Genomic DNA, 24,776 nt, shown 5'->3' with positions numbered 1-24,776 from the left:
GGCGGGGACGGCCCATCCGGTCATGGTCCAATCCCGTTAAAGTGGCCTATATGACTGGCATGGTGCGGCGCGTACCGGCGTCGCACTTCCCGCGCCTGCTCGGTGACTGGCGCGCCGGCGACGGGCCGCTCGCCGAGCGGCTGGCCGTGGCCGTGGAGAAGGCCGTCCAGGACGGCCGGCTGCCGCTGGGGGTGCGGATGCCCGCCGAACGCCTGCTCGCCGGCGAGCTCGGGCTGGCGAGAGGCACCGTGGCCGCGTCCTACCACCTCCTGCGGGCCGCCCAGCTGATCACCACCCGGACCGGCTCCGGCAGCACCACCTGCCTGCCGCCCCGGCTGCACGACCGTCTGTCGCCGTGGGCCAGCGACCGAGGCCAGGCCGGCCGGGACGGCGCGGAGCTCGACCTGACCAGAGCGGAGCCCGCCGCGCCGTTCGACGAGCTCCTCCAGGCGGTGCACGCGGCGGCCGACGCCCTGCCCGCCGTCCTGCTGCACGACACCTCTGGCGGCGTCGGACCGTCAGCGCTGCACACCGCCATCGCCGACGCCCACACCGCCCAGGGGTTCGCGACCCGCGCCGGGAACGTGCTGCTGACCAGCGGCGCCGACGCCGCGCTGAGCCTGCTCGGCGCGGCCTTCCTGCGCCCGAACAGCAGGGTCGTGGTGGACTCTCCCACCTATCCCGGTGCGCTCGCGGTGTTCCGCTCCGCCGGCGCCAGGCTCGTCGCGCAGCCCCTCGGCTCCGGCGGCTGGGACATTCCGGCCCTCGACCACACCCTCCAGGCGGCCCGGCCGTCCCTCGTCTACCTGATCCCGGACTTCCACAACCCCACCGGCCTGCTGATGAGCGAGGACGAGCGTGGTGAGCTCCGGCGCCGCCTGCGCCGCCATGACACGATGGTCGTCTTCGACGAGACCATGCGGGAGCTCGACCTGCGCGAGCGCGCCGCCCCGCCGCCTCGCGCCGTCACGCGGGCCGACGATCGCGGCGTCGTCCACGTGGGCTCCCTGAGCAAGTCCCTGTGGCCGGGCCTGCGGGTGGGATGGATCCGCGCCCACCCCGACGTCGTCCGCCGTCTGGCGGCGCTCCCTCTCGCGGCCGCCCTCGCCCCCTCACCGTTCGACCGGCTCCTCGCGACCCGGCTGATGGAACGCCAGGAGACGATCGTCGGCCGCCGGCGCGCCCAGTTGCGCGCCCAGCGCGACCATCTGGTCTCCCGCCTGTCCGCGCTGCCGTGGTGCCGCTTCCGGACCCCGCAGGGCGGCCTGTCGCTGTGGCTCGAACTCCTCGACGCCGACTCCAGCCGGCTGGCCGCCCTCGCGGCCACCCGCAATCTCTTCCTCACCCCGGGCTTTCATTTCTCGCCCGACGGCGCCCTGGGCCACTACCTGCGGCTTCCCTTCACCCTCCCGCCGGAGGCGCTCGACGCCGCCGTCGACAGGCTCATCGAGACCCACGCCGCCCTGTACGAGCCGGGCACGCGGTGAACGGCCCGGTCACGCCAGGACCGACACGAGGATCACCGTCATGACGACGGCGAGCACGACCCCGGCGACGGCGAACGCGACCCGATAGGGATGGCGCTCGGGCCAGGACACCAGGCCCGGGTACGTCCTGGCCAGCTCCGCGGCGTCGACCGGGCGATCAGGGCCGCCGCACGGCACGCCGAGCGCGCTCACCAGCCGGTCGATGTCCGCGCGCGCGTAGCCGCCGGCGGGCACCCGCATGAGCAGGCTGCGGTCGGCGTCGAGCACGAACAGGGTGTCGCCGGGCGACCCCCGCGGCGCGACGAGGGTCGCCCGCACCACCTCCGCGACGCGCGACCGTGAGCGGCGCCGCTGGTAGAACAGCCCTCGCAGGACGATCTCCCGCGACGTCAGGACGATCCGGGCCCGGACGAAGGCGCAGATCCCCAGGAGGATCGGCACGGCGAAGAAGGCGCCCACGATCGGGGCGAACACCGTCGGGGCGTCGCCGGCCAGGACGGCGGCGACGATGAGCACGGCGGCCACCAGTGCGGCGGCCAGGAAGATCGCCCCCTTCCCGGCATCGGGCCGCAGAACGAGCTCATCCTGTGTCTCTCGCACGCCAAGATCCCCCTTTTGCTCTCCTTCCCTAACTTGCCTCACCAGGAGCGGTGCTCCGGCCATGCGGGGTTCAGGGGGTGACGGGGATGTTCGTCAGCCCGGAGACGGCGTTGGTGACGGTGTTGGAGGAGTGCACCACGTTGGGGCGGGCCCGGCACTTCGAGGTGGACGTGATCTTGATGGCGTAGGCGCCCACGCCGCCCAGGTCGGAGCGGTTCCCCCGCCACACGTTGCCGCAGCCGTTGGCGAACGACGGGCTGGTCGCCGGGTTGTGGGTCTCGTAGCCGTTGGCGAGGACGCCGGGCGAGGAGAAGGTGCCGGTGTTCCCCTCGATCAGGTAGCCGATGCCCTTCACGTCGATCCAGGAGTCGGCCGAGTTCTGCCCCGACAGGCCCCGGCCGTCGAAGGTGTTGCCCCGGATGACGCCGTCGTGGGTGCCCTCCTTGACGTCGACGTGCTCGGCGGCGACGCCGGGCCCCAGGACGTTGTCCAGCACCTGCACCCGGTCGCTGCGGTCCACGCCGCCGGAGTTGCCGTGGCAGGACCAGTTGGAGCCGGCCGAGCCGATGTAGACGGCTTCGCCGTACCCGGGCTTGACCGAGCCGGTGTTGTCGATGCGGGAGTTCTTGACGACCCCGTCGGAGGACGACCTGCGGAAGTGCACGGCCTCCTCCTCGATGTGATGAACGTGGACGCCGTCGATGGTCACGTGCCGGGAGTCGTCGAGGACGATTCCCTTCTTGGAGTCCTTGACGGTGAAGCCGGTCAGCTTCCAGTGGGGCGCGCCGTAGAGCCACAGGCCGTAGCCGGAGTCCCAGCCGTTGCCGGGGACGGGGCACGCGGGCGCCTGTCCCGACGGGCCGTCGTTGACCAGCACGGCGGTGGCGGGCCCGGTCAGCGTGATCGGCGCGGACGCGGTGCCGTCGCGCTCGGCCACGAAGGCGCCCCGGTACTCGCCGGGCGCCAGCCGGATCGTCTGCCCCGGCTGCGCGCCCGCCAGCGCGGCGACCAGCCCGGCGGAGGTGGAGACGTCCACGGTCGTGACGGTGGCCGAAGCGCAGACAGGCTGCGCGGCCAGGGTGAGCGCGGTGACGCCGGCCGCCACGAGCAGACGGCGACGTGCGGGTTCGTACACCACAGGTAGCATCGACGCTCCTGACATGGGGGGTGTCGGGGGGTCATTAGGAGAGTTTCCTAACTTAACGCGGAGCGTAAGTGCGACGGCACTCCTCTGCAAGCCCTCGGTGCAAAAAGCTCGATCTGATCCAGTCCGCAGGTTAGGAACCCTTATTAAGGTCGAGCTTCGCGGCATCGGGAACCCGGTGACGCCCTTCGGGAGACAGCACGGTGAAACACCCACTCACGAAGGAGAGGCGTTGAGCGCTGAGACGGTCGAGATCGACGACGGAGAGCTGATCCGTCGTTCGGCGCACGACCCAGAGCAGTTCGCCGCGCTGTTCGATCGCTACGCCAAGCAGATCCATCTGTACGCGGCCCGGCGGCTCGGCACACAGGCTGCCGATGACATCGTGGCCGAGACGTTCCTGGCGGCCTTCCGCAGGCGCGGCACGTACGACACGTCGTGCGCGCTGGCCAGGCCGTGGCTGTACGGGATCGCCACGACGTTGATCGCCAGGCACCGGCGGCAGGAGGAACGGCTGCTGCGGGCGCTGAGCCGCACCGGCGTGGACCCGCTGCCCGAGGCGCTGGCCGACACCGTGACGCGCCGGGTGACGGCCCAGGGCAGGGAGCGTGAGCTGGCGGGGGCGCTGGCGTCGTTGCCCCGAGGTCATCGGGACGTGCTGCTGCTGGTGGCGTGGGAGGACATGTCGTACGAGGAGGTGGCGCGAGCGCTGGACATCTCGGTGGGGACCGTACGGTCACGCCTGCACCGCGCGCGGAAGAAGGCCAGGCACGTACTCGGGGACGAGGAGCTGTGATGAACGTGATCAAGGAGTTCCGCCGGAACACCCCGGCGATGACCGACGAAGCCGCGGCCGCGGCCAGGACCCGGCTGATGACGGCGATCCACGAGCCGGAGGCCGCGGCGAAGCCGGCCGCGTCCCGCACGAGAAGGTTCGGCTGGCGGATCGCGGTGGCGGCGGCTCTGGCCCTGGCCGTCGGCGGGACCGTCGTGACGCTCAGGGACGAGCCGGGCATGGCACCGGTGGCCAGCGTGACCGAGCTGGGCGAGCGCGCCGCCCGTGCGGCCGAGAACGATCCGATGCCCGCGCCGGGCCCCGGACAGTGGCTCTACACCAAGGAACTGCAGCTGACCGGGGTCGAAGGGGACGTCGACCGAGACCGGCGTGACACCTGGGAACGGTGGACAAGCGTGGACGGCAAGCGGTCGGCCTGGTACCAGGGCGGCAAGCTGATGTTCCAAGGCAGCGCGATTTTCAACCCGGCTGAGCTGGCCAAACCGCCTGTCACCCCGCCGGGGGTGATCGCCAGGATCAAGGCGGCCATCCTCGACGAGGACCGCCGGGGGCCGCAGGAGCTGAACGGCCACGTCCCGCCGGTGATGCTCTTCATGGAGATCAACCAGCTCATCTCCGAGCAGTGGCTCGCCCCCGAGGTGCGGGCCGCGCTCTTCCGCGCGCTGCCCACGATCGAGGGCATCACGGTGACCCAGGATGTGCCCGTCGCCGACGGACGGCGAGGCGTCGCGTTCAGCATCACCGAGGCCGAGGCACGGAGCTATCTCGTCCTGGACCCGCAGACCTTCCGGTATTTGGGCACCAACTCGACGCGGCTGCAGGATCGGACCTACGAGTGGGCCGATGGCAGTAAGGAGACCTTCAAGGCGGGCACGGTGGGCCTGACGGCGCAGCTGGAAGCCACGATCGTGGACCAGCCCGGCCGCCGCTCCTGACCACGGCGGCATCCCGGGCCGCACGCGGGCCCGGCCGCGGGGCTACCGTCGAGGCATGACCCACGACCTCGCCCCCGGCCTGGGCTGGGTGCCTTCCTCCTGCACCCTGCCCAGCGCCGAGCAGCCGCTTCGCGTGGCCGAGTTCGACGCCTTGTTCGCCGACGCGGTGCGGGGTGTGGCACGGCCGGAGCGCACCCGGCTGCGCCTGGAGCTCGTCCTCAGCCCGGAGAACGCCGCCCGGGCCGCCGAGCTGGCGGCCAGGGAGAACGGCTGCTGCTCCTTCTTCGCCTTCGGCCTCTCCATCGCCGCCGGCAGCCTGACGCTGGACGTGGCGGTGCCGGCAGAGCACGTCGAGGTGCTGGACGCGCTCCAGGCCCGCGTGGGCGCCGTGGCCCCGCTCTGAGCCCGGGCCGAGGCGGTCAGGGGCGGGCAGGTGGATCACGTCCCCGGCGGCCTTCGCAGGGTGGTGTCCGTCACCGGGTGCCGGGAGGGGCGTCGATGAAGTCGCGGGTGAGCGCGATGAGCCGGCTCGGGTCGGCGAACCAGTCCATGTGGCCCTGCCCCTCGATCTCGACGAGGCGGCTGTTCCGGATGGCGGCGTGCAGCCGGCGGGAGCCTTCGACCGGGATCATGTTGTCGTCGGCGAACCCGATCACCAGGGTAGGGGCGGTGATGGCGGGCAGCAGCGGGCGGATGTCCACGTTCAGCCCGAGGTCGACCTGGCGGCCGATGCCGGGCGGGGGCCAGGCGTCGGCCAGCGAGTAGGCCAGGCCCTCGTGGCCGAACCGGTCCAGGGCGGCGGCGCCGAAGCCGGTCAGGGTGGAGAAGCGCTTGAACAGCTCGCGGTCGGTGTCCAGGAGCTTGCGCGCGGTCTCGAAGTAGAAGCGGTCGCGGGGGCCGGTGGTGTCCGGCCAGCCCGCGACGAGGACGAGCCTGCGGACCAGCTCCGGGTGGCGCGCGGCGACGGCGGCCGCGGCGACCGCGCCCAGAGAGAAACCCAGCAGGTCCACCGGACCGTCCACTGCCGCCCGGGCGGCCGCGGTGATCTGCTCCGCGATGCCGTCCACGCTCAGCTCGCGCCCGTCGTCGGTGGTCTGCCCGCTGCCGCTGAAGTTGGGGCGGACGACGGTCCGGGTGGCGGTGAAGTGGCCGAAGACGTTGCCGAAGACCTTCTCGGCGTCGCCGCCCATGCCGTGGACCAGGACCAGGCCGGGGCCCTGGCCGTCGACCTCGTAGTGCACCCGTGCGTCCTGCGCGGAGATGAAAGGCATGATCGAACCCGTCCTTTTAGCGAGAGCTGGTTAAGTGAGCACTAAGATAACGAGTGCTCGCGTAGCAGTCAAACAGATGAGCGCTCGCCTATTCGACGGCGCGGTGCGCAGCGGTCCATGCCGCAACCGGCGGACACGGGCTGCTGCGGCACCGGTCGAAGGGCTGTCCGGGTCAGCCGTTCAGCTGGGCGATCGCTCGCACGGCTTCCTGGTCGTCGGACTGGAGGCGGCCGGCCCAGCCGGCGTTCTCGAGCGGGTAGTGGTTCATCAGGATCAGCGTCTCGTCGGTGTTGGCGAGGCCCTGGTACGCCTCGGCGATCGCGGCATGGATCCTCTCGGTCATGCTCCGCTTGGCGTCCAGGCTGGACAGCTCCGGCGCCTCGAGGAAGCACAGCGGCCGGATCGGCTCGGCGGCGATCCGGCCGTCCTGGGCCACCTGGTCGGGCGCGTACTCGCGGAGCCAGATCCGCACGTCGGGGATGCGGTAGGCGGCGTCGATCGCCTCGGTGATCTGCTTCATCATCTTCTGCTTGGCGTCGGCTCGAACCCCGGTGGGGGCTTCGATGATGAACTGCGGCATGTCCGTTCTCCTCTTTCGGTGACCGTGTGATTGGACCGTACAACTAGTTGATTGGAAAAAACAACTAGAGAGGTAAGTTTCAGAACTACGGCTGCTAGACTCGCGGCATGGCGGGCAAGCGGAAGTACGACGACGGATGCGCGGTGTCGCACGGGCTCGACCTGATCGGGGAGCGGTGGACGCTGCTGGTGGTGCGCGAGCTGCTTCTCGGCCCCAAACGCTTCACCGACCTGCGTACCGGCCTGCCGGGCGTCAGCCCGGACGTGCTGACCCAGCGACTCCGCGAGCTGGCCGAGGCCGGCATCGTGCAGCGGCGCAAGCTGCCCGCCCCGGCCGGCTCCTGGGTGTACGACCTGACCGAATGGGGCATGCAGCTCGAACCGATCGTCCGGCACCTCGGCCGCTGGGCCAGCCGCTCGCCGAGGCTCCGGCACGACGCCGCGATCGGCGTCGACTCGCTGGTCCTGTCCTTCAGGGCGCTGTTCGCCCCGGAAGCCGCGGCCGGGCTCGACGCCGTCATCGCCCTCACCATGGGCGAGCAGCGCTTCCGCGTCGAGATCGCCGGCGGCCGGCTCGACGCCGCCCGCGGGGAGGCGGAGCACGCGGACGTGGTCATCGGCACCGATCCCGCCACGCTGACCGCGCTGCTGCACGAGGGCCTGCCCGTCGCCGACGCGCTGAAGGCCGGCGACCTGGTGATCGACGGCCCCCTGGACCTGGTCGAACGGTTTCTCGGCCTCTTCCCGCTCCCCGAGCCGGCCCCGCTCCCCGGTCCCCAATGATCACGTGCGGGTGACCGCCCCGTGCGGAGCGCGTGGCAGGATCGCGGCCATGTCCCTGCGTGTTCCCCGCCTCCGGGTCGGCTCGGCCGAGATCATCGCCCTGGCCGACGCCGAGGGCCCGTTCTTCTCCCCGCGTGCCGAGGCCTTCCCCGAGGCCACGGCCGCCCAGTGGGCCGAAGCCGACCGCTACGACCCGGGCGCGGTCGACGCCGAGGGCCGCTGGCGGCTCCAGTTCCGCGCGTACGCCATCCGCGGGGACAAGGGCCTCACCGTCGTGGACGCCGGGATCGGCCCGGCGGACAGCCCGGCCGGCTCGTGGGCGCCCGTGCCCGGCAGGCTCCCCGATTCACTCGCGGCCGCGGGCCTCGACCCGGCCGAGGTCGACACCGTGGTGCTCACGCATCTGCACACCGACCACGTCGGGTGGGCGGTCGTGACCGGGGCGGCCGTCCCGCCGGCGGACGGCGCGCCCGCGCCCGGCGGCCGTCGCCCGTACTTCCCGAATGCCGACTACCTGCTCCAGCGGGCCGAGTTCGAAGCCCTCGACGCGCTCAACCCGCAGCTTCGCGAGACCTTGACCGACCCGCTGGAGGCGGCCGGCCGGCTCCGGCTTCTCGACGGGGACACGCGGCTGCGCGCCGGGCGCATCGTCGCGACGCCCGGTCACACGCCCGGGCACCAGAGCGTGGTGGTGGGCGACGGGCGCGAGCTGGTGCTCGTCACCGGCGACCTCCTGGTGCACGCGCTCCAGGTGCTCCACCCCGAGCTCGCCTACGCGCACGAGCTCGACCCCGGGGCGGCCAGGCGGTCAAGGAAGCGCATGCTCGACCGCGCACCCGCCACCACGCTGCACCTGGCGACACCGCACCTGACGGAGCCGTTCGTCGCGGTGTGACCGCGGCCGGCTCCGGTGCTCAGGCGACCGCGAACCCCGGTCATTGACGCGGGACGTCGATGCCCGCCGCGCGTAGTTCCGCCTCGACCAGCGCGTTCAACCGGGCGATGCTCGGCGCTTCGTCCTCCCGGTGGTGGTTGACCAGGCCGTAGCGGGCGGCGGCGTCGGACCGGCTCCGGGACGCGGGCGGCGGCGCCAGCAGCGCGCGGTCGGCCAGCAGCCTGTCGGCCAGCGCCGACGCCAGCTCCTCGATCCGCGGGTCGCCGGGATCCCAGGACATCGCATCGACGCCGCGCTTGGTCAGCTCGACGAGCTCGGGATCGTCAAGCGAGTGTTCGAGCCGGGTCAGGAAGCTCTCGAAGATCTCCGGAACGAGTGCCCGGGCCAGCAGCAGAGCCTCCCGCTGGGCGGCCACGTAGTCAGGGCCGAAGCCGAGTTCGGCGAGCCGCTCCAGGACCGCGCAGGCCCGGTCGGGCAGCAGGGCCCGGTCACCGTGGGCGAGCCGGTGCAGCGTGTCGCGGCGCGCGGTCAGGTCCTCGATCCGCTGGGTGAGCCGCCGCTCGACGTCGTGCAGCGACGCGGCGAACTCCTCGGGGCCGGAGTCGAGCAGGTCACCGATCTCGGCCAGCGGCACACCGGCCTCGGCCAGCGTGCGGACCTGGACCAGCCGCAGCAGGTCGGTCGACCGGTAGCGCCGGTAGCCCGACCCGTCCCGCTCCGGCTCCGCGACCAGGCCGAGCCGGTGATAGTGCCGCACGGTCTTGATCGTGACGCCCACGAACGCCGCCGCCTGACCGATCGTGAGCCCGTCTGCCATCGGCACAGCGTACCGGCGGCCCTCGCGTCCACGGGTGACGCGACCGGGTTGACGTTGACCTAAGGGCAGGGTGCACGCTCCCCGCAAGGCCCCTCGGAGGGGCGAACACCACGCTCACCGCACGCCCCCTCGAAGGGGCGAACACCAGGAGGTTCAGGATGGGACAGAGCACCGGCGGCTTCTCCGACGCGGGGCTGCGCAGACTGCGCGAGGTGCTGGCGCGCCATGTCGAGTCCGGGAAGATCCCCGGGCTGGTCGCCCTCGTCAGCAGGGGAGACCGGACCCACGTCGAAGCGCTCGGGACGATGCGGCACGACGGCGGCGCGCCGATGCGCCGGGACACGATCTTCCGGATGGCGTCGGTGTCCAAGCCGGTCACGATGGCCGCGGCGATGGTCCTGCTCGACGAGTGCCGGCTGCGGCCGGACGACCCGGTCGACGAGTGGCTGCCCGAGCTCGCCGACCGGAAGGTGCTGAAGCGTCCCGACGGGCCGCTGGACGACACCGTGCCGGCCGACCGGCCGATCACCGTACGGGACCTGCTCACCTCGACGCTCGGGCTCGGCATGGACTTCGAGCTGCTGAACGCCCCGATCAGGGCCGCGCTCTTCGAGGCGACCGACTACGGCGTGGCGTCCGGACCGGCGCCGGATCCGGACGAGTGGATGCGCCGCCTCGGCGAGCTGCCCCTGTCGTACCAGCCCGGGCAGCGGTGGCAGTACGACCTCAGCCACGAGGTGCTCTGCGTGCTCGTGGCCAGGGTCACCGGCCGGCCGTTCGGGACGTTCCTGCGCGAACGCGTCCTCGACCCGCTGGGCATGACCGACACCGGCCACCACGTGCCCGCCGCCAAGATCGACCGGCTGCCGCCCCTGTACGGGCCCGATCCGCGGACCGGGGAGTTCGTCGTGTGGGACGAGGCCGAGGGCGGACGGGTCAGCCGGCCCCCGGTGTTCCAGGGCTGCGCGCTGGTCTCCACCGTCGACGACTTCCACGCCTTCTTCCGGATGCTGCTGAACCACGGCGTGCACCAGGGGCGGCGGATCCTGTCCCGGCCCGCCGTCGAGCTGATGACCACCAACTGCCTCACGCCCGAGCAGCAGGCCGCCCGCGACAGCATGTACCGGAACATCGCGCACCTGTCGGCCGGGCTTGCGCTGCACGGCGGCTGGGGCTACGGCATGGCGGTGCGCACCCGCCGGAGCGACTACGCTCCCGTCGGCCAGTTCGGCTGGGACGGCGGAACGGGCACCACCGTCTACGCCGACCCGGCCAACCAGCTCACGGGAATCCTGCTCACCCAGACCGGGATGTCCACCCCGGCCCCGGCGCGGCTGTTCCACGACTTCTGGACCACCCTCTACCAGGCCCTCGACGACTGAATGCCGGGGCCCCGGCTACGGTCTGACCAGGATGGCGTTGCCCAGGGAGCGTTGTCCCGTGGCGTCGGAGGGCCGGTTGACGATGCCCGCTCCGGACGTGGCGAGCACGCTGGAGCCGCCGCCGTCGAGGTTCATCGCCTCCACCGCGCCGAGCCGCTTCATCAGCTCGGCCGTCTGCGCGATGCCGAGCCCTTCGCTGTATCCGGCCTGCCTGCCGTCGACGACCACGAGCATCAGGCGCCCGCGGTCGTCCATGCCGATCATGGATCGCGGGTTGGCGCGCAGCGTCCAGTTGTAGGTGAACGTCTGGTCGGCGCCCTCCCGGATCAGCCCGTCGGCGCCGGCGTTGACGGAGATCCTGCCGTCACGGACCAGGGTGGGCCCGACCTGCAGGATCGTGGTGTCGGGGGTGAGGGGTACGCGGTGGCCCCTGCTGTCCTCGACGCGCTCGGTGACGGTCAGCTTGCTTCCCGGGGCGGCGTGGCCGAGCAGCCAGGCGGCGCTGTCGCCGATGGCCTGGACGACCGATCCGCCGGCCGGGACGGCGGCGCCGCGCGTGGTGTTGACCGCGAGCACGGTGCCGTTGGCGTCGAGCACGGCCTCGGCGCCCTCGCCCGCGGGTGGCACGCCCCATTCGGGGGTGAAGAGCACCAGCTCGCTGGAGTCGGTGCACCTGAGGTCGTGCTGGGGCTTCTCGGTGGGCTGGTCGCCGCCGACGCCGCCGCAGTTCCACACCTCGCCGGGCAGCCGGTTGACGCCGTCGATCTCGGCCGTCGCCCCGCCCGCGCGCAGCGTCACGCGCGCGGTGAACGCGTCGACGTCGACCCGGCGGCCGCCGTGCGTGATCTTGATGCCACCGCGGCCCTGGGTGGCGGAGCCGATGAGCTTGCCGTTCTTGACGTACAGGCCGCCGGGCGCCCGGTTGTAGAACCACTGGGCGTTGATCCCGGCGGCGGCGCCGGTCGCGGCCATGAGGTCGGTCAGCGTCTCGGGGCCGTTGAGCGCCTGCCCGAACTCGGTGTCCACGGTGCCGCGGAACTCGCGGAAGTCGACGCGCAGCACGTGCACCTTCTGGGGCGCGTTCGCGTCGGCGCCGTCCTGCGCAGTGTAGCGGGTGCCGCCGGCGAAGCCCGCGGCCCTGACGCGGGTCAGCTCGGCGGACGCCTCGCCGCTGGTGGCGTAGCGGCCCACCCGTACGGTCCACCCGAGGACGTCCGCCGGGCGGTCGGCGAAGTCCGGGAGGTCGACCCGCTCGACGCGGGGGGTGAAGCCCTTCTCGCGCAGGGCGGCGGCGATCCGGTCGGCGATCTGTCTCGGTCCGAGCGCGGTGCCCGCCGTGGCGGCCGGGCCGTCGAGGGTCGCGGGCAGGTAGACGTGGACCGTCCAGTGGTCGTCGGCGTCCTGGGCGCCCAGCGAGAGCGTGGTCAGGCTGACGCCCGGGGGCAGGCCGGGCGGGGTCGCTCCGGCCGTGGCGGGCAGCAGCACGGTCAGGGCCGCTACCAGGGACGTTAAGGCTGTGCTGGGCATGTGCGTCCTTCGTTCTCGTGGCCGGCCCGGCGGAGACCCGTGTCTTGACGGCGCATCGAGCGGCTCCTATTCTTCAGGGTCAATTAATAAATGACCCTGAAAAAAAGAGCAACCCTCCGCACCCCACCGACCCAAGGACCCTTCATGAGGAATCTGCTTCGGCTCGCGGCGGCCGCACTCACCGCCCTGCCGCTGACCGCGTGCGCCGCCGCCGGGAGCGACGGCCCCGTCGCGCTCACCTGGTGGCAGGGCCCGAACGCCGAGACGCCCACGCGGGAAGCCGTGGCCGCCTGCACGCGCGACGGCAAGTACACGATCAAGGTCGAGACCCTCCCCGAAGGCTCCGACAAGCAGCGCGAGCAGCTCGTCCGGCGGCTGTCGGCCAAGGACCGGGCGGTCAACCTCATCACCATGGACGTCGTGTGGACGGCCGAGTTCGCCGAGGCCGGCTGGATCCTGCCGCTGCCCGGCGCCACCGCCAAGACCGTCACCGACGGCACGCTCGACGGCGCTCTCAAGTCCGCCACGTGGAAGGGCGAACTCTACGCGGCGCCGCTGCTGTCGGGCTCGCAGCTGCTCTGGTACCGCAAGTCGCGAGCCGCGCAGGCGGGCATCGACCCGGCCAAGGGCGAGCTGACCTGGGAACAGCTCCTGGCCGCGGCCGGCCGCCTGCCCGAGGGCGAGCGCGGAGTGGCCACGCCCGGCAACCGCTACGAGGGGTACACGGTCTTCGTCAACGCGCTCGTCGCCTCGGCGGGCGGGCAGGTCGTCGACGCCGAGGGCCGTCCGGGACTCGACGGCGACGCCGGGCGGGCCGCCGCCACCGTCATCGGCTCCCTGGCCACCGGCCCGGCGGCGCTGAAGGGCCTGAGCACGCTCGACGAGGAGACCATGCGCGCCGCCTTCGAGCAGGGGGAGGCGTCGTTCATGACGAACTGGGGCTACGTCTACGCCGCGGCCGCCGAGCGCGCCGCGAAGGAGCCCGCGTTCAAGAAGGTCTTCGACGACTACGGCTGGGCCCGCTACCCGAGGGTCGCCGCCGACCGGCCCAGCGCCCCGCCGCTCGGCGGCTCCAACCTCGCCATCGGCGCCGGCACGCCGGAGGACCAGCGCGAGAGCGCCTACGCGGCCATCGCCTGCCTGACCTCCGCGCAGTCGCAGAAGGGCTTCATGATGGGCGCCGGCATCCCCGCCGCCCGCGCGTCGGTCTACGACGACGCCGAGGTACGCGCCGCGTTCCCGTTCGCCGACGTCATGCGCGACTCGATCGCCGAGGCGGAGCCCCGGCCGATGGTGCGCAAGTACAACGCCCTGTCGACCGCGATCCAGACCGCCTTCCACCCGCCCGCGTCGGTGACCCCCGACACCGCGGCCAAGGCCCATGCGGCCGTCGCCGAGGCCGTGGGACAGTGAACCGGATCCGCACCGAGCGGCGGCTGGGCTGGCTCATGGCCGGCCCGGCGCTGCTCCTCATGACGGCGGTGACGGTGGTGCCCGTCCTGCGGACCGTCGCGCTGTCGCTGGAGAGCTACTCCCTGAGCGCCCCCGGCGAGCGCGCGTTCGCTGGGCTCGGCAACTACCGTGAGATCCTCGCCAGCGGCGACTGGTGGCGCGACCTGTCCTCGACGGTCATCCTGACGGTCACCAGCGTGGGCATCGAGTTCGTGCTCGGCTTCGCCCTGGCGCTGGCCATGCACAAGGTCCTGTGGGGCAGGCAGCTGCTGCGCACCGTCGTGCTCGTGCCGTACGCCGTGCTCACCGTGGTGTCGGCGTTCGCCTTCCGCTTCGCCTTCCAGCCGTCGGTGGGCTTCGTGGGCGGCGACTTCAACTGGCTCGGCGAGACCTGGTCGGCGTACACGGTGATCGTGCTGACCGAGGTGTGGAAGACGACGCCGTTCATGGCGCTCATGCTGCTGGCCGGGCTGGTCACGGTGCCCGGCGAGGTCCACGAGGCGGCCAGGGTCGACGGGGCCGGCGCCTGGCAGCGCCTGTGGCGGGTGACGATCCCGGCCATCCGATCGGCGATCATGGTGGCGCTGCTCTTCCGCACGCTCGACGCGTTCCGGATCTTCGACACCGTCTACATCCAGACGCAGGGCGCCGTCGGCACCGAGACCCTGTCGTTCCTGAGCTACCGCTTCCTGATCAGGGATCTGGAGGTCGGCCTCGGCTCGGCCGTCTCGGTGCTGCTGTTCGTCTGCGTGGCGATGATCGCGGCCGGATTCGTCAGAGCGTTCAGAGGTGAATCATGAAACGGCGCGTCGCGGACATCCTGGTCACCCTGACCGTCGCGGTCTGGACCCTGGCCCCGATCGCCTGGGTCGTGAGCCTGTCGCTGAAGCCCGCCACCCTGCAGAACGACGGCCGCTTCCTGCCCGCCTCGCCGACGCTCGACAACTACACCGGGCTGTTCACCAAGCCGGTGTTCACCAGCGCGCTGGGCAACTCCGTGGGCATCTCGCTCATCGCCACGACCGTCTCGGTGATCGTCGCCATCTTCGCGGCCTACGCGATCGCGCGGCTGGCCTTCCGCGGCAGCGGGCTGGTGCTCGGCACGGCCCTGTGCCTGACGATGTTCCCGGCGATCGCGCTGGTCGGGCCGCTGTTCACGCTGTGGACGGAGCTCGGCCTGTTCGACACCTGGCTCGGCCTCATCATCCCGTACGTCTCCTTCTCGCTGCCGCTGGCGATCTGGCTGCTGACCTCCTTCTTCCGCACCATCCCGCGCGCGCTGGAGGAGTCGGCGCAGGTCGACGGCGCCACCCGGCTCCAGGCGCTGGTCCGGGTCGTCCTGCCGGCGGCCGTCCCCGGCGTGGTCACCACGTTCCTGCTCACCTTCCTGGGCTGCTGGGGCGAGTTCCTGTTCGCGATCTCGCTCACCTCGACCGAGGCCTCGCGCACGGTCCCCGCCGCGCTGGCCTTCTTCACCGGTGACTCGGAGTTCCAGCAGCCGTACGGCGCCATCGCGGCGGCCGCCCTGATGGTGACGGTGCCGGTGGTCGTCCTCGTCCTGCTCGCCCAACGCCGCATCGTCGCCGGGCTCACCTCCGGCGCCGTGAAGGGGTGACACCATGCCTCACGCCGGAACCCACCGTCTGCCCGAGAGAGTGCTGCCATGACGTCTTCCGCGACCGCTCCCTTGCTGCGCCGGCTGAACGCCGAGAAGGCGCTGGCCGTCCTGCGGGAGGTCGACACGATCCGCCTCGCCGAGCTGGCCGACGCCTCGGGCCTGTCCAGGCCCACGGTCGACGCGGTGATCGAGGATCTGCGCAGGATCGGGCTGATCGCCGAGACCGAGGACGCCACCGCCGGCCGCCGCGGCCGTCCCGCCAGGCTCGTCCGGCTGCGGGCGGAACGGGGCTACGTCGTCGGCATCGACATCGGCGTGCACAAGTGCGTCGTCTCGGTGGCCGACCTGCGCGGCGCAGTCCTGGCCACCGAGGTGCGGCAGCTCGGGCAGGAACTCGGCCGCAAGGCCCGGCTCGACGGTGTTCGGAGGACCGTACGAGCCGCGCTGAAGCCCGCCGGGGTCGACCGGTCCGCCGTCCTGGCGGTGTGCACGGCCACGCCCGGCGTCGTCGACCCCCGCACCGGGGTGGTGCTGGCCTGCGACGTGCTGCCCGACTGGAAGGGCCTCAACCTCAGGACCGAGCTGGGCCGCTCGTTCGGCGCGCCGGTCCTGGCCGACAACGACGCCAACCTCGCCGTGGTGGGGGAGCGCTGGCGCGGCGTGGCCGCCGCGAGCGAGGACGTCATCTACGTGCTGGCCGGCGAACGCCTGGGCGCGGGCATCGTCTCGGGCGGCCAGGTCTTCCGCGGCCACGACGGGGGCGCCGGTGAAATGGCCTTCCTCAGCCTGCTGGAGCACACCCCGGGAGCCGAGGGCATCGGCGCGCTGGCCAGCCATGTCGGCAAGGAGGTCGTGGCCAGGCTGCGCGAGCACGGCGAGCCGCAGCCCGGCCAGGCCGAGGGGCTGACGGGCGACGCCGCGCTCCTGATGGCCGCCGCCCGCGACGGCGACGAGGAGGCCCAGCAGGTCCTCGAGCAGATCCTGGCCCGCATCGCCAGGGCGGTCGGCACGCTGGCCCTGCTCCTGAACCCTGAGCTGATCGTCATCGGAGGCGGCGTGGCGGCCGCCGGCGAGCAGATCGCCGAGCCGATCCGCCGCAGGCTGCCGCAGATGACCTCGCTGCCGCCCCGGCTGGAGGTGTCGTCGCTCGGAGACCGGGCCGTCACCGCCGGGGCCCTGCGCACCGCCCTGGACGTCGTCGAAAGTTCCCTGCTGGACAACCTGAATGGCTGAGAAGAGAAGCATGTCACCTGTGTCGCTGGCCATTGTCGGAGCCGGGGACCGCGGCAGCGGATACGCCCGGTGGGCGCTGGAGCACCCTGACCAGGCCCGGATCGTGGCCGTCGCCGACCCGGTCGAGGAACGGGCCCAGGCCCTGGCCCGCCCGAGCGGCGCCCGGGTCTTCCCCGATTGGAGGCAGCTGGCCGAGGCGGGCCGGATCGCCGACGCCGTCGTGATCGCCACCCAGGACTCCGACCACGCCGAACCGGCCCGGACCTTCGCCGGGCTCGGCTGCCACCTGCTCGTCGAGAAGCCGCTGGCGCCGACCGAGGCCGAGTGCCGCGCCATCGTCTCGGCCGTCCAGCGGACGGGGGTGATCTTCGCCGTCTGTCACGTGCTGCGGTACGCGCCGTACACCGACACCGTGCGATCCGTGCTGAGCTCGGGCCGGATCGGCGAGATCGTCTCCGTCCAGCACCTCGAACCCGTGGGCTTCTGGCACCAGGCGCACTCCTACGTGCGCGGCAACTGGCGCAGGTCCGACCAGGCCAGCTTCATGCTGCTGGCCAAGTCGTCGCACGACCTCGACTGGCTCCAGTACGTGGTCGGCCGCCCGGTCCGCCGGGTGTCGAGCTTCGGCGGGCTCAAGCACTTCCGCCCGGAGAACCGCCCCGAGGGAGCGGCCTCACGCTGCCTCGACTGTGCCGTCGAGCCCGGCTGCCCGTACTCCGCGACGCGCCTGTACTTCGGGCGGCTGCGCGAGGGGCGGCACGGCTGGCCGCTGAGCGTCGTCACACCCACCTTCACCGAGGAGGCCCTCACCGGCGCCCTCCGGCACGGGCCGTACGGCAGGTGCGTCTACGACTGCGACAACGACGTCGTCGACCACCAGGTCGTCGCCCTGGAGTTCGACGGGGGAGCCACCGGCACGTTCACCATGACCGGCTTCAACACCGGCGGGCATCGCCGTACCCGGATCTTCGGCACCCACGGCGAGCTGTCGTGCGACGGCCGGAGCGTCGTCGTCGAGGACTTCCGCACCGGCGACTCCACGACGATCGCCGTCACGCCGACCGGCGACCCCACGGCGGGCGGCGGCCACGCGGGCGGCGACGAGCGGCTCATGGAGGCGTTCGTCCGCGCCGTCGCCACCGGCGACCGCGGCCTGATCCGCTCGGGCCCCGCCGAATCACTCGCCTCCCACCTGGCCGTCTTCGCCGCCGAGCGGGCCAGGCTCACCGACCGGGTCATCACCGTGGAGTGAGGCCGGAACCGCAACAGGAAGGAGCTCGCCCCATGCGAGCAGCGCTCAGAACGGTCCTTTCCGCCCTCATCTGCTTAGCCCCGCTGCTCGCCCCCGGGCCCGCCCATGCGGACGCGCCCGACGCCGAGAACTGGCCGCGCCCGCGGTTCATCAGCTACAACGTCTGCGGCGGCGCGAGCCACTGCCCGCCGATCTACGAGGACTCCGCGATCGCGTGGCGGGACGTGGTCGTGCGCGCCCTGGACGCCTGGGACGCCGACCTCGTGATGCTCCAGGAGGTCTGTTACGGGCAGTGGACCCTGCTGCGTGACCACCTGCGCGGCCGTACGGGCGAGCCCCGGTACGACTCGGTGTGGGCGGCGGCCCTGCCGTCCGCCCCCGGCTGCTCGCGCTGGGGCGACGACCTGCGCTTCGGCCTGGTGATCTTCGCCAAGGGCGGGACCGGGACGATCGACAACGGCTCCCGCGTCGTCCACCCGCTGCCCGAGGCGCGCGACGTCGAGAACCGGATCCTGCTGTGCGCCCGCGCCACCGTCACCGGCCGCCAGGTCCGCGCCTGCAACACCCACATCGACCCCGACGACGCGACCGCCAGGCTCCAGGTGGAGCGCGTGGCGACCCTGACCGAGGGCTACGCGGGCCAGGGCGAGCCGGTGGTGCTGGGCGGCGACTTCAACGTGCTCCCGGCGGACGACACCCTCGACCCGCTGTACGGCCACACCGGCGGGCACGGCGTGTTCCAGGAGGTCGACGAGAACGACAAGGAGCACTTCGGGGCAGCGTGCGCGCAGACCCGGGACCGCTGCAGGAGCGGTGAGGCGACGGCGAAGCTGCCCTGCTCGCCCCACGTCAGCGAGCCCGGGAAGATCGATTACATCTTCCTCAGCCACTACTGGTTCACGACCGTCCGCGGCGACGCGGCGGCGTGCACGCCGGGCATGTCGGACCACCACCTGCTGCGCGGTGCGGCGGCCTGGGAACACTGACCGGCCCTTGCCCGTGGCCTCGTCCGGGCATACGATCAGGGCAGTCGTACAGGACGACTGCCCTGATCGGAGGAAGCCATGACGTCCCCGGCGGCCGAGCGCGGACGCGACGTGCGGAAACGCCTGCTGAACGCGGCGGTGGAGCTCATCCCCGAGCGCGGCTGGGCGGCGGTGAGCACCCGGGTCCTCGCCGAGCGCGCCGGGGTGACGCCGAGCGTGGTGCACTACCACTTCCCCTCGCTGCCGAGCCTGCTGCGCGAGGCCGCGACCGGCCGGATGAGGGAGCTGCTGGCCGGGCTGAACGAGCTGCTGGAAGGCGCCCGGTCGCCCGGCGACGCGATCGGGACGATGCTCGCGTCGGCCGAGGAGTACACCGGCGCCGACGCGAGCTCGCTGCTGTTCGTCGAGGCGTACCTGGCGAGCACCCGCGACGACGAGCTGCGCGGGCAGATCGCCGAGCTGGCCGCCGAGTTCCGGCAGCGGTTCGGCGGGTGGCTGGAGCGGCACGGGGTGCCCGCCCCGTTCGAGACGGCCGCCGTCCTGGCGGCCTCCGTGGACGGCCTCCTGCTGCACCGTGGCCTGGGCCTCAGGGCGGACGATCTCTCGGCGGTGCTCCGCAGGCTCGTCCCCGCGCCGGTCGAGGAGGGATGACGTGCGAACGGTGATCTGCGGGGCCGGGATCAGCGGCCTGGCCCTGGCCCACCGGCTCGCCGCCCTGGGCGGCGAGGTCGTGGTGGTCGAGCGCGCCCCCGGGCCCCGACCGCAGGGATACATGATCGACTTCTTCGGCCCCGGGCTGGAGGCGGCCGAGGCGATGGGCCTGCTGCCCGCGCTGGAACGAGCGGCCTACCACTACGACGAGGGGCGGCTGGTCGACCGGGACGGCCGCCGCCGCGCCACGCTCCGGACCAAGAGCTTCTCACGCGGCCCGCTGCTGAGCCTGCTGCGCCCCGACCTCGAGGCCGTCCTGGCCGACGCCCTTCCGGCCTCCGTCGACCTGCGCTACGGCACGGCCCTGACCGGCGTGGCGAACCGCCCCGGCGGCGTGACGGTGACGCTGGCCGACGGCGGTGTCCTGGACGCCGATCTGCTCGTGGGCGCCGACGGGATCCACTCGACCGTCCGCCGGCTGGCCTTCGGGCCGGAGGACCGCTACCTGCGCTACCTCGGCCTGCACACGGCGGCGTTCGTCTTCGACGCGCCGGACGTGCACGCCGCCGTCAGGCACGCGTTCTGCCTCACCGACTCCGCCGACCGGCAGATGGGCTTCTACGCGCTCCGCGACGGCCGGGTCGCCGCGTTCACGGTGCACCGCAGCGCCGACCCCGCGACTCCGGACGACCCCCGGGCGGCCGTCCAGCGGGCCTACGCCGGCCTGGGCTGGGTGACGCCGCGCGCGCTGGAGCGGTGCCCGCCGGCCGAGGAGATCTACTACGACCAGGTCGCGCAGATCGAGCTTCCGGAGTGGAGCACCGGCCGGGTCGTCCTGGTCGGGGACGCCGCCCACGCCGTGTCGCTGATCGCCGGGCAGGGCGCGTCGCTCGGGCTCGCCGGCGCTTTCCTGCTCGCCGACCGGCTCGCGCACGAGCCGGCGATCGAGCGGGCCACGGCCGGGTTCGAGCGGCTGTGGCGGCCCGTGGTCGAGGACAAGCAGCGCAACGCCCGGTCGATGGCCCGCTGGTTCCTGCCCTCCTCACCGGCCGACCTGCGGGTCCGGCGCCTGATGCTCCGGCTGAGCCGGGCGCCCCTCGTCATGGGCTACGTCAGCTCGGTCCTCGCGGGCAAGGACACCAGGCTCGCCGACGTCGCGGGGCCACGTCACCACCCCTGCTGAGCCGTCCCCGGCCCGGCGCGAGGGTCAGCTGACGACGAAATCCTCGACCAGTGGGTCGTCGCGCAGCTCGGCGGCGGTGGCGTCCGGGTCCAGGACCTCCGCCGCCAGATGGACGCCCGGCGGCACGGAGCCGGTGAGCACGGCGCGGGCGGCGAGCGCCATCACCACCCCGCTCAGCGCGTACGAGTCGACGGCCGTGAGGACGATCCGGCCGGGACCCGGCGGCTCGCCGGGACGGGGGCGGGCGGTGAAGAGCATGACGTAGAAGGCGCCGAAGTCGGCGTTGTCCGCCAGCGAGGCGCGCACGACGGAGCCGGCCAGCGCGGCGGGATCGGCGCCGTCCGCCTCGGCCCAGGCCGCCGCGAGAGCCTCGGGGAGCCGGCCGGAGACGAAGACGTTGTAGCACCGCACCTCGTCGGCGCGGGTGTCGGCGGCCAGGGTCTGCGCCTCGGTGGTGAGGTACGGCCAGGCGTGCACGGGGACGGGGAAGCCCGGCAGCCGCACTCCGTGCAGCGGCGCGAGGGCGTTCGGCTGGACCCGGCCCCCGCGCCAGGCCGCCATCGGCGCCCCGAACCTGGGCCCCCTGGTCAGCAGCGCGTCCACGGCGGACAGGGGGGTGAACACGGCCGCGCCGCCCACGTACACGTCGAGCCGGCGCGGCGCCCGTCCCTTCGCCAGCAGCCTGGGCAGGAGCCCGGACAGGCCCGGCATGACTCCGGCGGAGAACACCGCGATACGGTCGCCCGCCAGGGGGTGGCCGGTGAGGGCGTCCTTGGCGGCCAGCTCGCCGCCGATGTCGACGTAGTCGGCCCCGGCGGCGAAGGCGGCGCGGGCCACGGTGTCCAGGACCCGGTACGTGGGCCCGGCGCAGCTGACCACGATCCGGCAGCCGTCGCAGAAGGCGGCCAGCTCGGCGGGGTCGTGGAGGTCCACGCGCACGGCGTGGGCCGGGCCGGGGAGGGAGGCGGCGACGTCGGCGGCTGCCGCCACGTTCCTGCCGCCCACGCGCAACGGGCCGAGGCCGAAGGCCGCGATGCGCTGAGCGGCCGTCCGGCCCACCGCGCCGGTGGCGCCGAGCAGCCCGATCATCGCCCGTCCCCGAGACGGGCGCGGACGGCCAGCGCCACCCCGGCCACGGTCGGGTCGGCCAGGAACTCGCGTACCGGAACGGACGCCCCGGCCTCCTTGGCCAGGCGCACCACGGCCCGCACCGCGAGCAGGGAGTCCCCGCCCAGGCCGAAGAAGTCCGCGCCCCGGTCCAGCACGGGAACCTCCAGGAGCTCCTCGAAGACGTCGGCGACCGCCTGCTCCAGGTCGTCGGCGGGCGGGCCCTCCTGGTGGCGGACGGCCGCTTCCGGCAGCAGGCCGAGACGCAGCCTCTCGTCCGGCGCGGGTTCAGCGGCCTCGGGCAGGTCCGGCACCCGGTCCCAGCCGGAGCCGTCGGCGAGGGCGTCCACCAGGTCGACGAACTCGGCGAAGGCCGCCGTCACCTGATCGAGGTCGAAGAGCTCCTCGACGAGGGAGAAGACCGCGACCATCTCCGGGCCGAGCTCGAAGCAGCGCACCTCGATCGCGACCTGCGGGGTGCGCAACTGGTGGAAGTAGTCGGAGGCGACCACCCGGCCCAGCGGCCCGGCGTCCTCTGGAGGGCGGCCGCCCATCGCGGCGTCGACGCCGAGCACGCTCTGGAACACCACCGGCCCGACCGGCCGCCGGCTGCCGCGTCGGCGGGCCAGCTCCCGGCCCACCTCCACGCCGGTGACCAGGTTGTGCGCCGCGTGCTCGCCGGAGGCCACCTGCGCGGCGGTGGCGAGCTCGGCGAACGTGGCGGCCGGGTCGAGGTCGAGGGGGAGCAGCATGGTGGCGGCGAAGGCGCCGACGACCCGCTGCACGTCGGGGTGGAGCGGCAGCCGGTTGAGCTGCAGGGCGTTCAGCAGCATCCGGCGATGCCCGGCCCAGCGGGCCAGCACCACGCCGAACGCGGTGAGCATGGCCGTGGACGGGGTGACGCCCCGGCTCGTGCACTGCTGCCGCAGCGCGCTCCAGCGATCGGCGCTCCAGCGATGCTCGCGGTTGCCCATCGTGACCGGGCGCACCCGCTGCGGGTCGGCGGCCAGCGGCAGGGCCGGCGGGCCGGGAAGCGCTTCCAGGCGGGACCACCACCAGTCGCGGTCGGCCTGCCACGCCTCGGTGGCGGGCAGGCCGGCGAGCGAGGCCACGTAGTCGCCGAAGTGGATCTCCAGCGGCGGCAGGGCGGCGTTCCAGTCGGCGACGAAGGCGAGCAGGTCGCGGCTGAGCACGCTGGACGACCAGCCGTCGAAGACGAGCAGGCTCAGGCCCAGGTGGAGCCGCCCCTCGTCCTCCGGGAGCAAGGTCAGCCGCACGTCCAGCCCGGGGCCGCGGGCGGGGTCGGGGCCGCTGGTGCTCATCTCGTGCCGTACGTCCCGCAGCGTGGCGGCGATCTCGTCCGGGCTCGCCTCGCGCAGGTCGTACACCCGCACCCGCGGCACGGCGCCGGGCGCGCCGGCGGGCAGGACGTGCTGGCGGCCGTCGGAGGTGACGCGCGCCCGGAGCGTGGGCTGGTGCGCGGCCAGCCGCTCGATCGCGTCCGTGAGCGCGTCGGCGGCCTCGTCGCCGTCGACGCCGGTCAGCGCGTGGTCGAGGTAGTAGTGGGCCGAGTCGTAGGACAGCTCCCAGCCGTCCTGCTGGCCGACGAAGTACCCCTGCTGCAGGGGGAGCAGGGGGAACTCGGCGTGCGGGTCCGGGCGCGGGGTGACCGTGATCGGCAGGGCCCGCGGTCCGGGGCCGCCGGCCGCGCGTCGCCGGACGAGCTCGGCCAGCTCGTTCAGCGTGGTGTCCACGCGCACGTCGGACAGGGCCAGCGCGACGCCGAGGCGTTTGCGCACCAGCGCGGACATGCGCACCGCGAGGACGGAGTCGCCGCCCAGGCGCAGGAAGCCGGTGTCGTACGGGATCTCCTCGGGCGGCAGGTCGAGCAGCTCCGACCAGATCTCGGCCAGTTCCTTCATGGGCACTCCCATCGTCAGTGATCAGCGGGTGGCGGCGAACAGGCGCTGCGACAGCGCGGTCAGAGGGTCGTCCCGTCGGGGCAGGTCCACGTCGACGCGCAGCCCGCTGCCTTCCAGGGCGGCCAGCCATTCCTCGCGGCGCAGGTAGGTGCGGGTGGTGCCGGCTCGGGCGTCGTGCCGCTCGGGCGGCCCGTCCGCGGTGGACAGCGCGAACGGCATGGAGGTCAGCGACTGAGGGTGTTCGCGGACGGTCTCGATGAGCAGCACCCGGCCGCCGGGGGCCAGCAGCGCGGCGATCCGGTCGAGCAGTCGGCCGACGTGCGGGGCGTTGTGCGCCATCGTCGCCGCGACGACCAGATCCAGCTCTCCCGGCTGGCGCGGCAGGTCGCGGGCGATGTCGAGCAGCGCGTAACGCAGGAAGCCCGCGCCGAACCGCCGCCGCGCGGCGTCGAGGAAGAACGGCGACAGGTCGGTGAACAGGTAGAACTCGACCGGACGGCCGTCCAGCGCGGGCAGCAGGTCGGCGGTGGTCGCGCCGATGCCGGCGCCCAGTTCGAGGATGCGCAGTGGACGGCCGGTCCGTCCGGCGAGATCCCTCAGCACCTCGGCCGCGGCGGCGTTGAGGTAACGGCTGATCAGGTTGCCGCGGTACACGGCCTCGGCCGTGCCCGGCTCGCCGTCCGGGTAGAGCAGCGCCTGCACGCCGACCTCGTCGCGCAGCAGCGCGGGCAGCTCCCGCAGCGACCGCAGCATCAGGTCCGCGAGCTCGGCGGGGTAGCCGAGCGCCGCCCGCGCGGACTCCATGCGGGCCCGGGCTTCGGTCAGCTCGGCCCGGCGTGGTGCGCGCAGGCCGTGGTAGCCGCCGGCGGCGTCGCGGCCGGCCAGGCCGTGCTCGTGGAGGGCGGCGAGCCAGTGCCCGGGGATCCACCGGTGGCGGGGTACGGCGCCGAGGTCCTGCGCGACCGCGCCGGGATCGTGCGTTCCGCCGTCGCGCAGCCGGGTGCGCCGGTGCAGGTCGGCGGCGATGCCGAGCAGGATCAGCCGGTCCAGGTCCTGTACGGCTGCCGCGGCGCCACCGGTGGCGGATCCGGCGATCGCGGTGCGCCCGGCGCGGTCCGCGCGGTCGTTCAGTGGCGACATGAGGCGAGATCGTACG

General features: G+C 73.2%; 24 protein-coding genes. 15 read left to right on the top strand and 9 right to left on the bottom strand.

All coding sequences use genetic code 11. The features are described 5' to 3' along the window. Window positions 1–50: 50 nt before the first annotated feature. Window positions 51–1,487 carry a PLP-dependent aminotransferase family protein gene (locus tag AB0G11_RS27330; RefSeq protein ID WP_357589239.1) on the top strand — a complete coding sequence of 479 codons (1,437 nt, stop codon included), beginning with the start codon at window positions 51–53 and terminating at the stop codon, window positions 1,485–1,487. Between the two features lie 9 nt (window positions 1,488–1,496). On the opposite strand, the gene AB0G11_RS27325 is transcribed toward AB0G11_RS27330, so the two are convergent. Together AB0G11_RS27325 and AB0G11_RS27320 are read right to left on the bottom strand one after the other, a co-directional pair. Next, entirely contained in the window at window positions 1,497–2,087 is a 591-nt protein-coding gene (locus AB0G11_RS27325) for a hypothetical protein (protein WP_357589238.1), read from the bottom strand. A 70-nt stretch (window positions 2,088–2,157) separates the two neighbouring features. Next, a complete protein-coding gene (locus AB0G11_RS27320; protein WP_357589236.1) occupies window positions 2,158–3,234 on the bottom strand; it encodes a right-handed parallel beta-helix repeat-containing protein in 1,077 nt (358 codons plus the stop codon). A 229-nt stretch (window positions 3,235–3,463) separates the two neighbouring features. Between AB0G11_RS27320 and AB0G11_RS27315 the strand changes: the two genes are divergently transcribed. Genes AB0G11_RS27315 through AB0G11_RS27305 form a run of 3 tightly spaced genes read left to right on the top strand, consistent with a single transcriptional unit; the run spans window position 3,464 to window position 5,365 of the window. Next, window positions 3,464–4,027, top strand: coding sequence for an RNA polymerase sigma factor (locus AB0G11_RS27315; protein WP_357589234.1), 564 nt, complete (start codon window positions 3,464–3,466; stop codon window positions 4,025–4,027). Then, on the top strand, window positions 4,027–4,962 hold the full coding sequence (locus AB0G11_RS27310; protein WP_357589232.1) for a CU044_5270 family protein: 936 nt from the start codon (window positions 4,027–4,029) through the stop codon (window positions 4,960–4,962). Before AB0G11_RS27315 ends, AB0G11_RS27310 begins: the two co-directional genes overlap by 1 nt. Before the next feature lie 55 nt (window positions 4,963–5,017). Beyond that, complete coding sequence (locus AB0G11_RS27305) at window positions 5,018–5,365, top strand: hypothetical protein (RefSeq protein WP_357589230.1); 348 nt, start codon at window positions 5,018–5,020, stop codon at window positions 5,363–5,365. A 70-nt stretch (window positions 5,366–5,435) separates the two neighbouring features. On the opposite strand, the gene AB0G11_RS27300 is transcribed toward AB0G11_RS27305, so the two are convergent. Together AB0G11_RS27300 and AB0G11_RS27295 are read right to left on the bottom strand one after the other, a co-directional pair. After that, window positions 5,436–6,233 carry an alpha/beta hydrolase gene (locus AB0G11_RS27300; protein WP_357589228.1) on the bottom strand — a complete coding sequence of 266 codons (798 nt, stop codon included), beginning with the start codon at window positions 6,231–6,233 and terminating at the stop codon, window positions 5,436–5,438. A gap of 172 nt (window positions 6,234–6,405) precedes the next feature. Continuing rightward, on the bottom strand, window positions 6,406–6,813 hold the full coding sequence (locus AB0G11_RS27295; protein ID WP_219509367.1) for a hypothetical protein: 408 nt from the start codon (window positions 6,811–6,813) through the stop codon (window positions 6,406–6,408). A 107-nt stretch (window positions 6,814–6,920) separates the two neighbouring features. Here AB0G11_RS27295 and AB0G11_RS27290 point away from each other — a divergent pair, with 107 nt between their 5' ends. After that, window positions 6,921–7,595 carry a winged helix-turn-helix transcriptional regulator gene (locus AB0G11_RS27290; RefSeq protein WP_219509368.1) on the top strand — a complete coding sequence of 225 codons (675 nt, stop codon included), beginning with the start codon at window positions 6,921–6,923 and terminating at the stop codon, window positions 7,593–7,595. A gap of 49 nt (window positions 7,596–7,644) precedes the next feature. Then, on the top strand, window positions 7,645–8,490 hold the full coding sequence (locus AB0G11_RS27285; protein WP_357589226.1) for an MBL fold metallo-hydrolase: 846 nt from the start codon (window positions 7,645–7,647) through the stop codon (window positions 8,488–8,490). Window positions 8,491–8,530: 40 nt separating this feature from the next. Here AB0G11_RS27285 and AB0G11_RS27280 read toward each other — a convergent pair whose 3' ends face one another. Further along, window positions 8,531–9,307 (bottom strand): MerR family transcriptional regulator, encoded by a 777-nt coding sequence (locus AB0G11_RS27280; RefSeq protein WP_357589224.1) that lies wholly within the window; start codon window positions 9,305–9,307, stop codon window positions 8,531–8,533. 158 nt (window positions 9,308–9,465) lie between these two features. Here AB0G11_RS27280 and AB0G11_RS27275 point away from each other — a divergent pair, with 158 nt between their 5' ends. Then, window positions 9,466–10,689, top strand: a complete 1,224-nt coding sequence (locus tag AB0G11_RS27275) for a serine hydrolase domain-containing protein (RefSeq protein WP_357589222.1) — start codon at window positions 9,466–9,468, stop codon at window positions 10,687–10,689. Between the two features lie 15 nt (window positions 10,690–10,704). On the opposite strand, the gene AB0G11_RS27270 is transcribed toward AB0G11_RS27275, so the two are convergent. Continuing rightward, a complete protein-coding gene (locus AB0G11_RS27270) occupies window positions 10,705–12,216 on the bottom strand; it encodes a phosphodiester glycosidase family protein (RefSeq protein ID WP_357589220.1) in 1,512 nt (503 codons plus the stop codon). Between the two features lie 144 nt (window positions 12,217–12,360). On the opposite strand from AB0G11_RS27270, the gene AB0G11_RS27265 reads away from it, so the two are divergent. From AB0G11_RS27265 to AB0G11_RS27230, 8 genes are all read left to right on the top strand, one after another. Then, entirely contained in the window at window positions 12,361–13,629 is a 1,269-nt protein-coding gene (locus AB0G11_RS27265) for an extracellular solute-binding protein (protein WP_357589218.1), read from the top strand. Next, complete coding sequence (locus tag AB0G11_RS27260) at window positions 13,626–14,468, top strand: sugar ABC transporter permease (protein WP_357589216.1); 843 nt, start codon at window positions 13,626–13,628, stop codon at window positions 14,466–14,468. The genes AB0G11_RS27265 and AB0G11_RS27260 overlap by 4 nt, the downstream gene beginning before the upstream one ends. After that, on the top strand, window positions 14,465–15,283 hold the full coding sequence (locus AB0G11_RS27255; protein WP_219509374.1) for a carbohydrate ABC transporter permease: 819 nt from the start codon (window positions 14,465–14,467) through the stop codon (window positions 15,281–15,283). Before AB0G11_RS27260 ends, AB0G11_RS27255 begins: the two co-directional genes overlap by 4 nt. Before the next feature lie 48 nt (window positions 15,284–15,331). Beyond that, entirely contained in the window at window positions 15,332–16,519 is a 1,188-nt protein-coding gene (locus tag AB0G11_RS27250; protein WP_219509375.1) for an ROK family transcriptional regulator, read from the top strand. A 10-nt stretch (window positions 16,520–16,529) separates the two neighbouring features. Continuing rightward, window positions 16,530–17,771, top strand: coding sequence for a Gfo/Idh/MocA family oxidoreductase (locus AB0G11_RS27245; protein ID WP_357589214.1), 1,242 nt, complete (start codon window positions 16,530–16,532; stop codon window positions 17,769–17,771). A 32-nt stretch (window positions 17,772–17,803) separates the two neighbouring features. Next, complete coding sequence (locus AB0G11_RS27240; protein WP_357589212.1) at window positions 17,804–18,757, top strand: endonuclease/exonuclease/phosphatase family protein; 954 nt, start codon at window positions 17,804–17,806, stop codon at window positions 18,755–18,757. Between the two features lie 78 nt (window positions 18,758–18,835). Then, window positions 18,836–19,408 (top strand): TetR/AcrR family transcriptional regulator, encoded by a 573-nt coding sequence (locus AB0G11_RS27235; RefSeq protein ID WP_357589211.1) that lies wholly within the window; start codon window positions 18,836–18,838, stop codon window positions 19,406–19,408. A 1-nt stretch (window position 19,409) separates the two neighbouring features. Next, window positions 19,410–20,591 carry an FAD-dependent monooxygenase gene (locus AB0G11_RS27230; RefSeq protein WP_357589209.1) on the top strand — a complete coding sequence of 394 codons (1,182 nt, stop codon included), beginning with the start codon at window positions 19,410–19,412 and terminating at the stop codon, window positions 20,589–20,591. Window positions 20,592–20,615: 24 nt separating this feature from the next. Here AB0G11_RS27230 and AB0G11_RS27225 read toward each other — a convergent pair whose 3' ends face one another. Genes AB0G11_RS27225 through AB0G11_RS27215 form a run of 3 tightly spaced genes read right to left on the bottom strand, consistent with a single transcriptional unit; the run spans window position 20,616 to window position 24,760 of the window. Next, window positions 20,616–21,680 (bottom strand): saccharopine dehydrogenase NADP-binding domain-containing protein, encoded by a 1,065-nt coding sequence (locus AB0G11_RS27225; RefSeq protein ID WP_357589207.1) that lies wholly within the window; start codon window positions 21,678–21,680, stop codon window positions 20,616–20,618. Further along, a complete protein-coding gene (locus AB0G11_RS27220) occupies window positions 21,677–23,620 on the bottom strand; it encodes a phosphopantetheine-binding protein (RefSeq protein ID WP_357589205.1) in 1,944 nt (647 codons plus the stop codon). Before AB0G11_RS27220 ends, AB0G11_RS27225 begins: the two co-directional genes overlap by 4 nt. 21 nt (window positions 23,621–23,641) lie before the next feature. Beyond that, a complete protein-coding gene (locus AB0G11_RS27215; protein ID WP_357589203.1) occupies window positions 23,642–24,760 on the bottom strand; it encodes a class I SAM-dependent methyltransferase in 1,119 nt (372 codons plus the stop codon). Window positions 24,761–24,776: the final 16 nt, after the last annotated feature.

Source organism: Nonomuraea sp. NPDC023979 (genome assembly GCF_040639085.1).
GTDB lineage: Bacteria > Actinomycetota > Actinomycetes > Streptosporangiales > Streptosporangiaceae > Nonomuraea > Nonomuraea ceibae.
The sequence above is the reverse complement of the archived record's forward strand: the minus strand, read 5'-3'. Positions and strand labels throughout refer to the sequence as shown.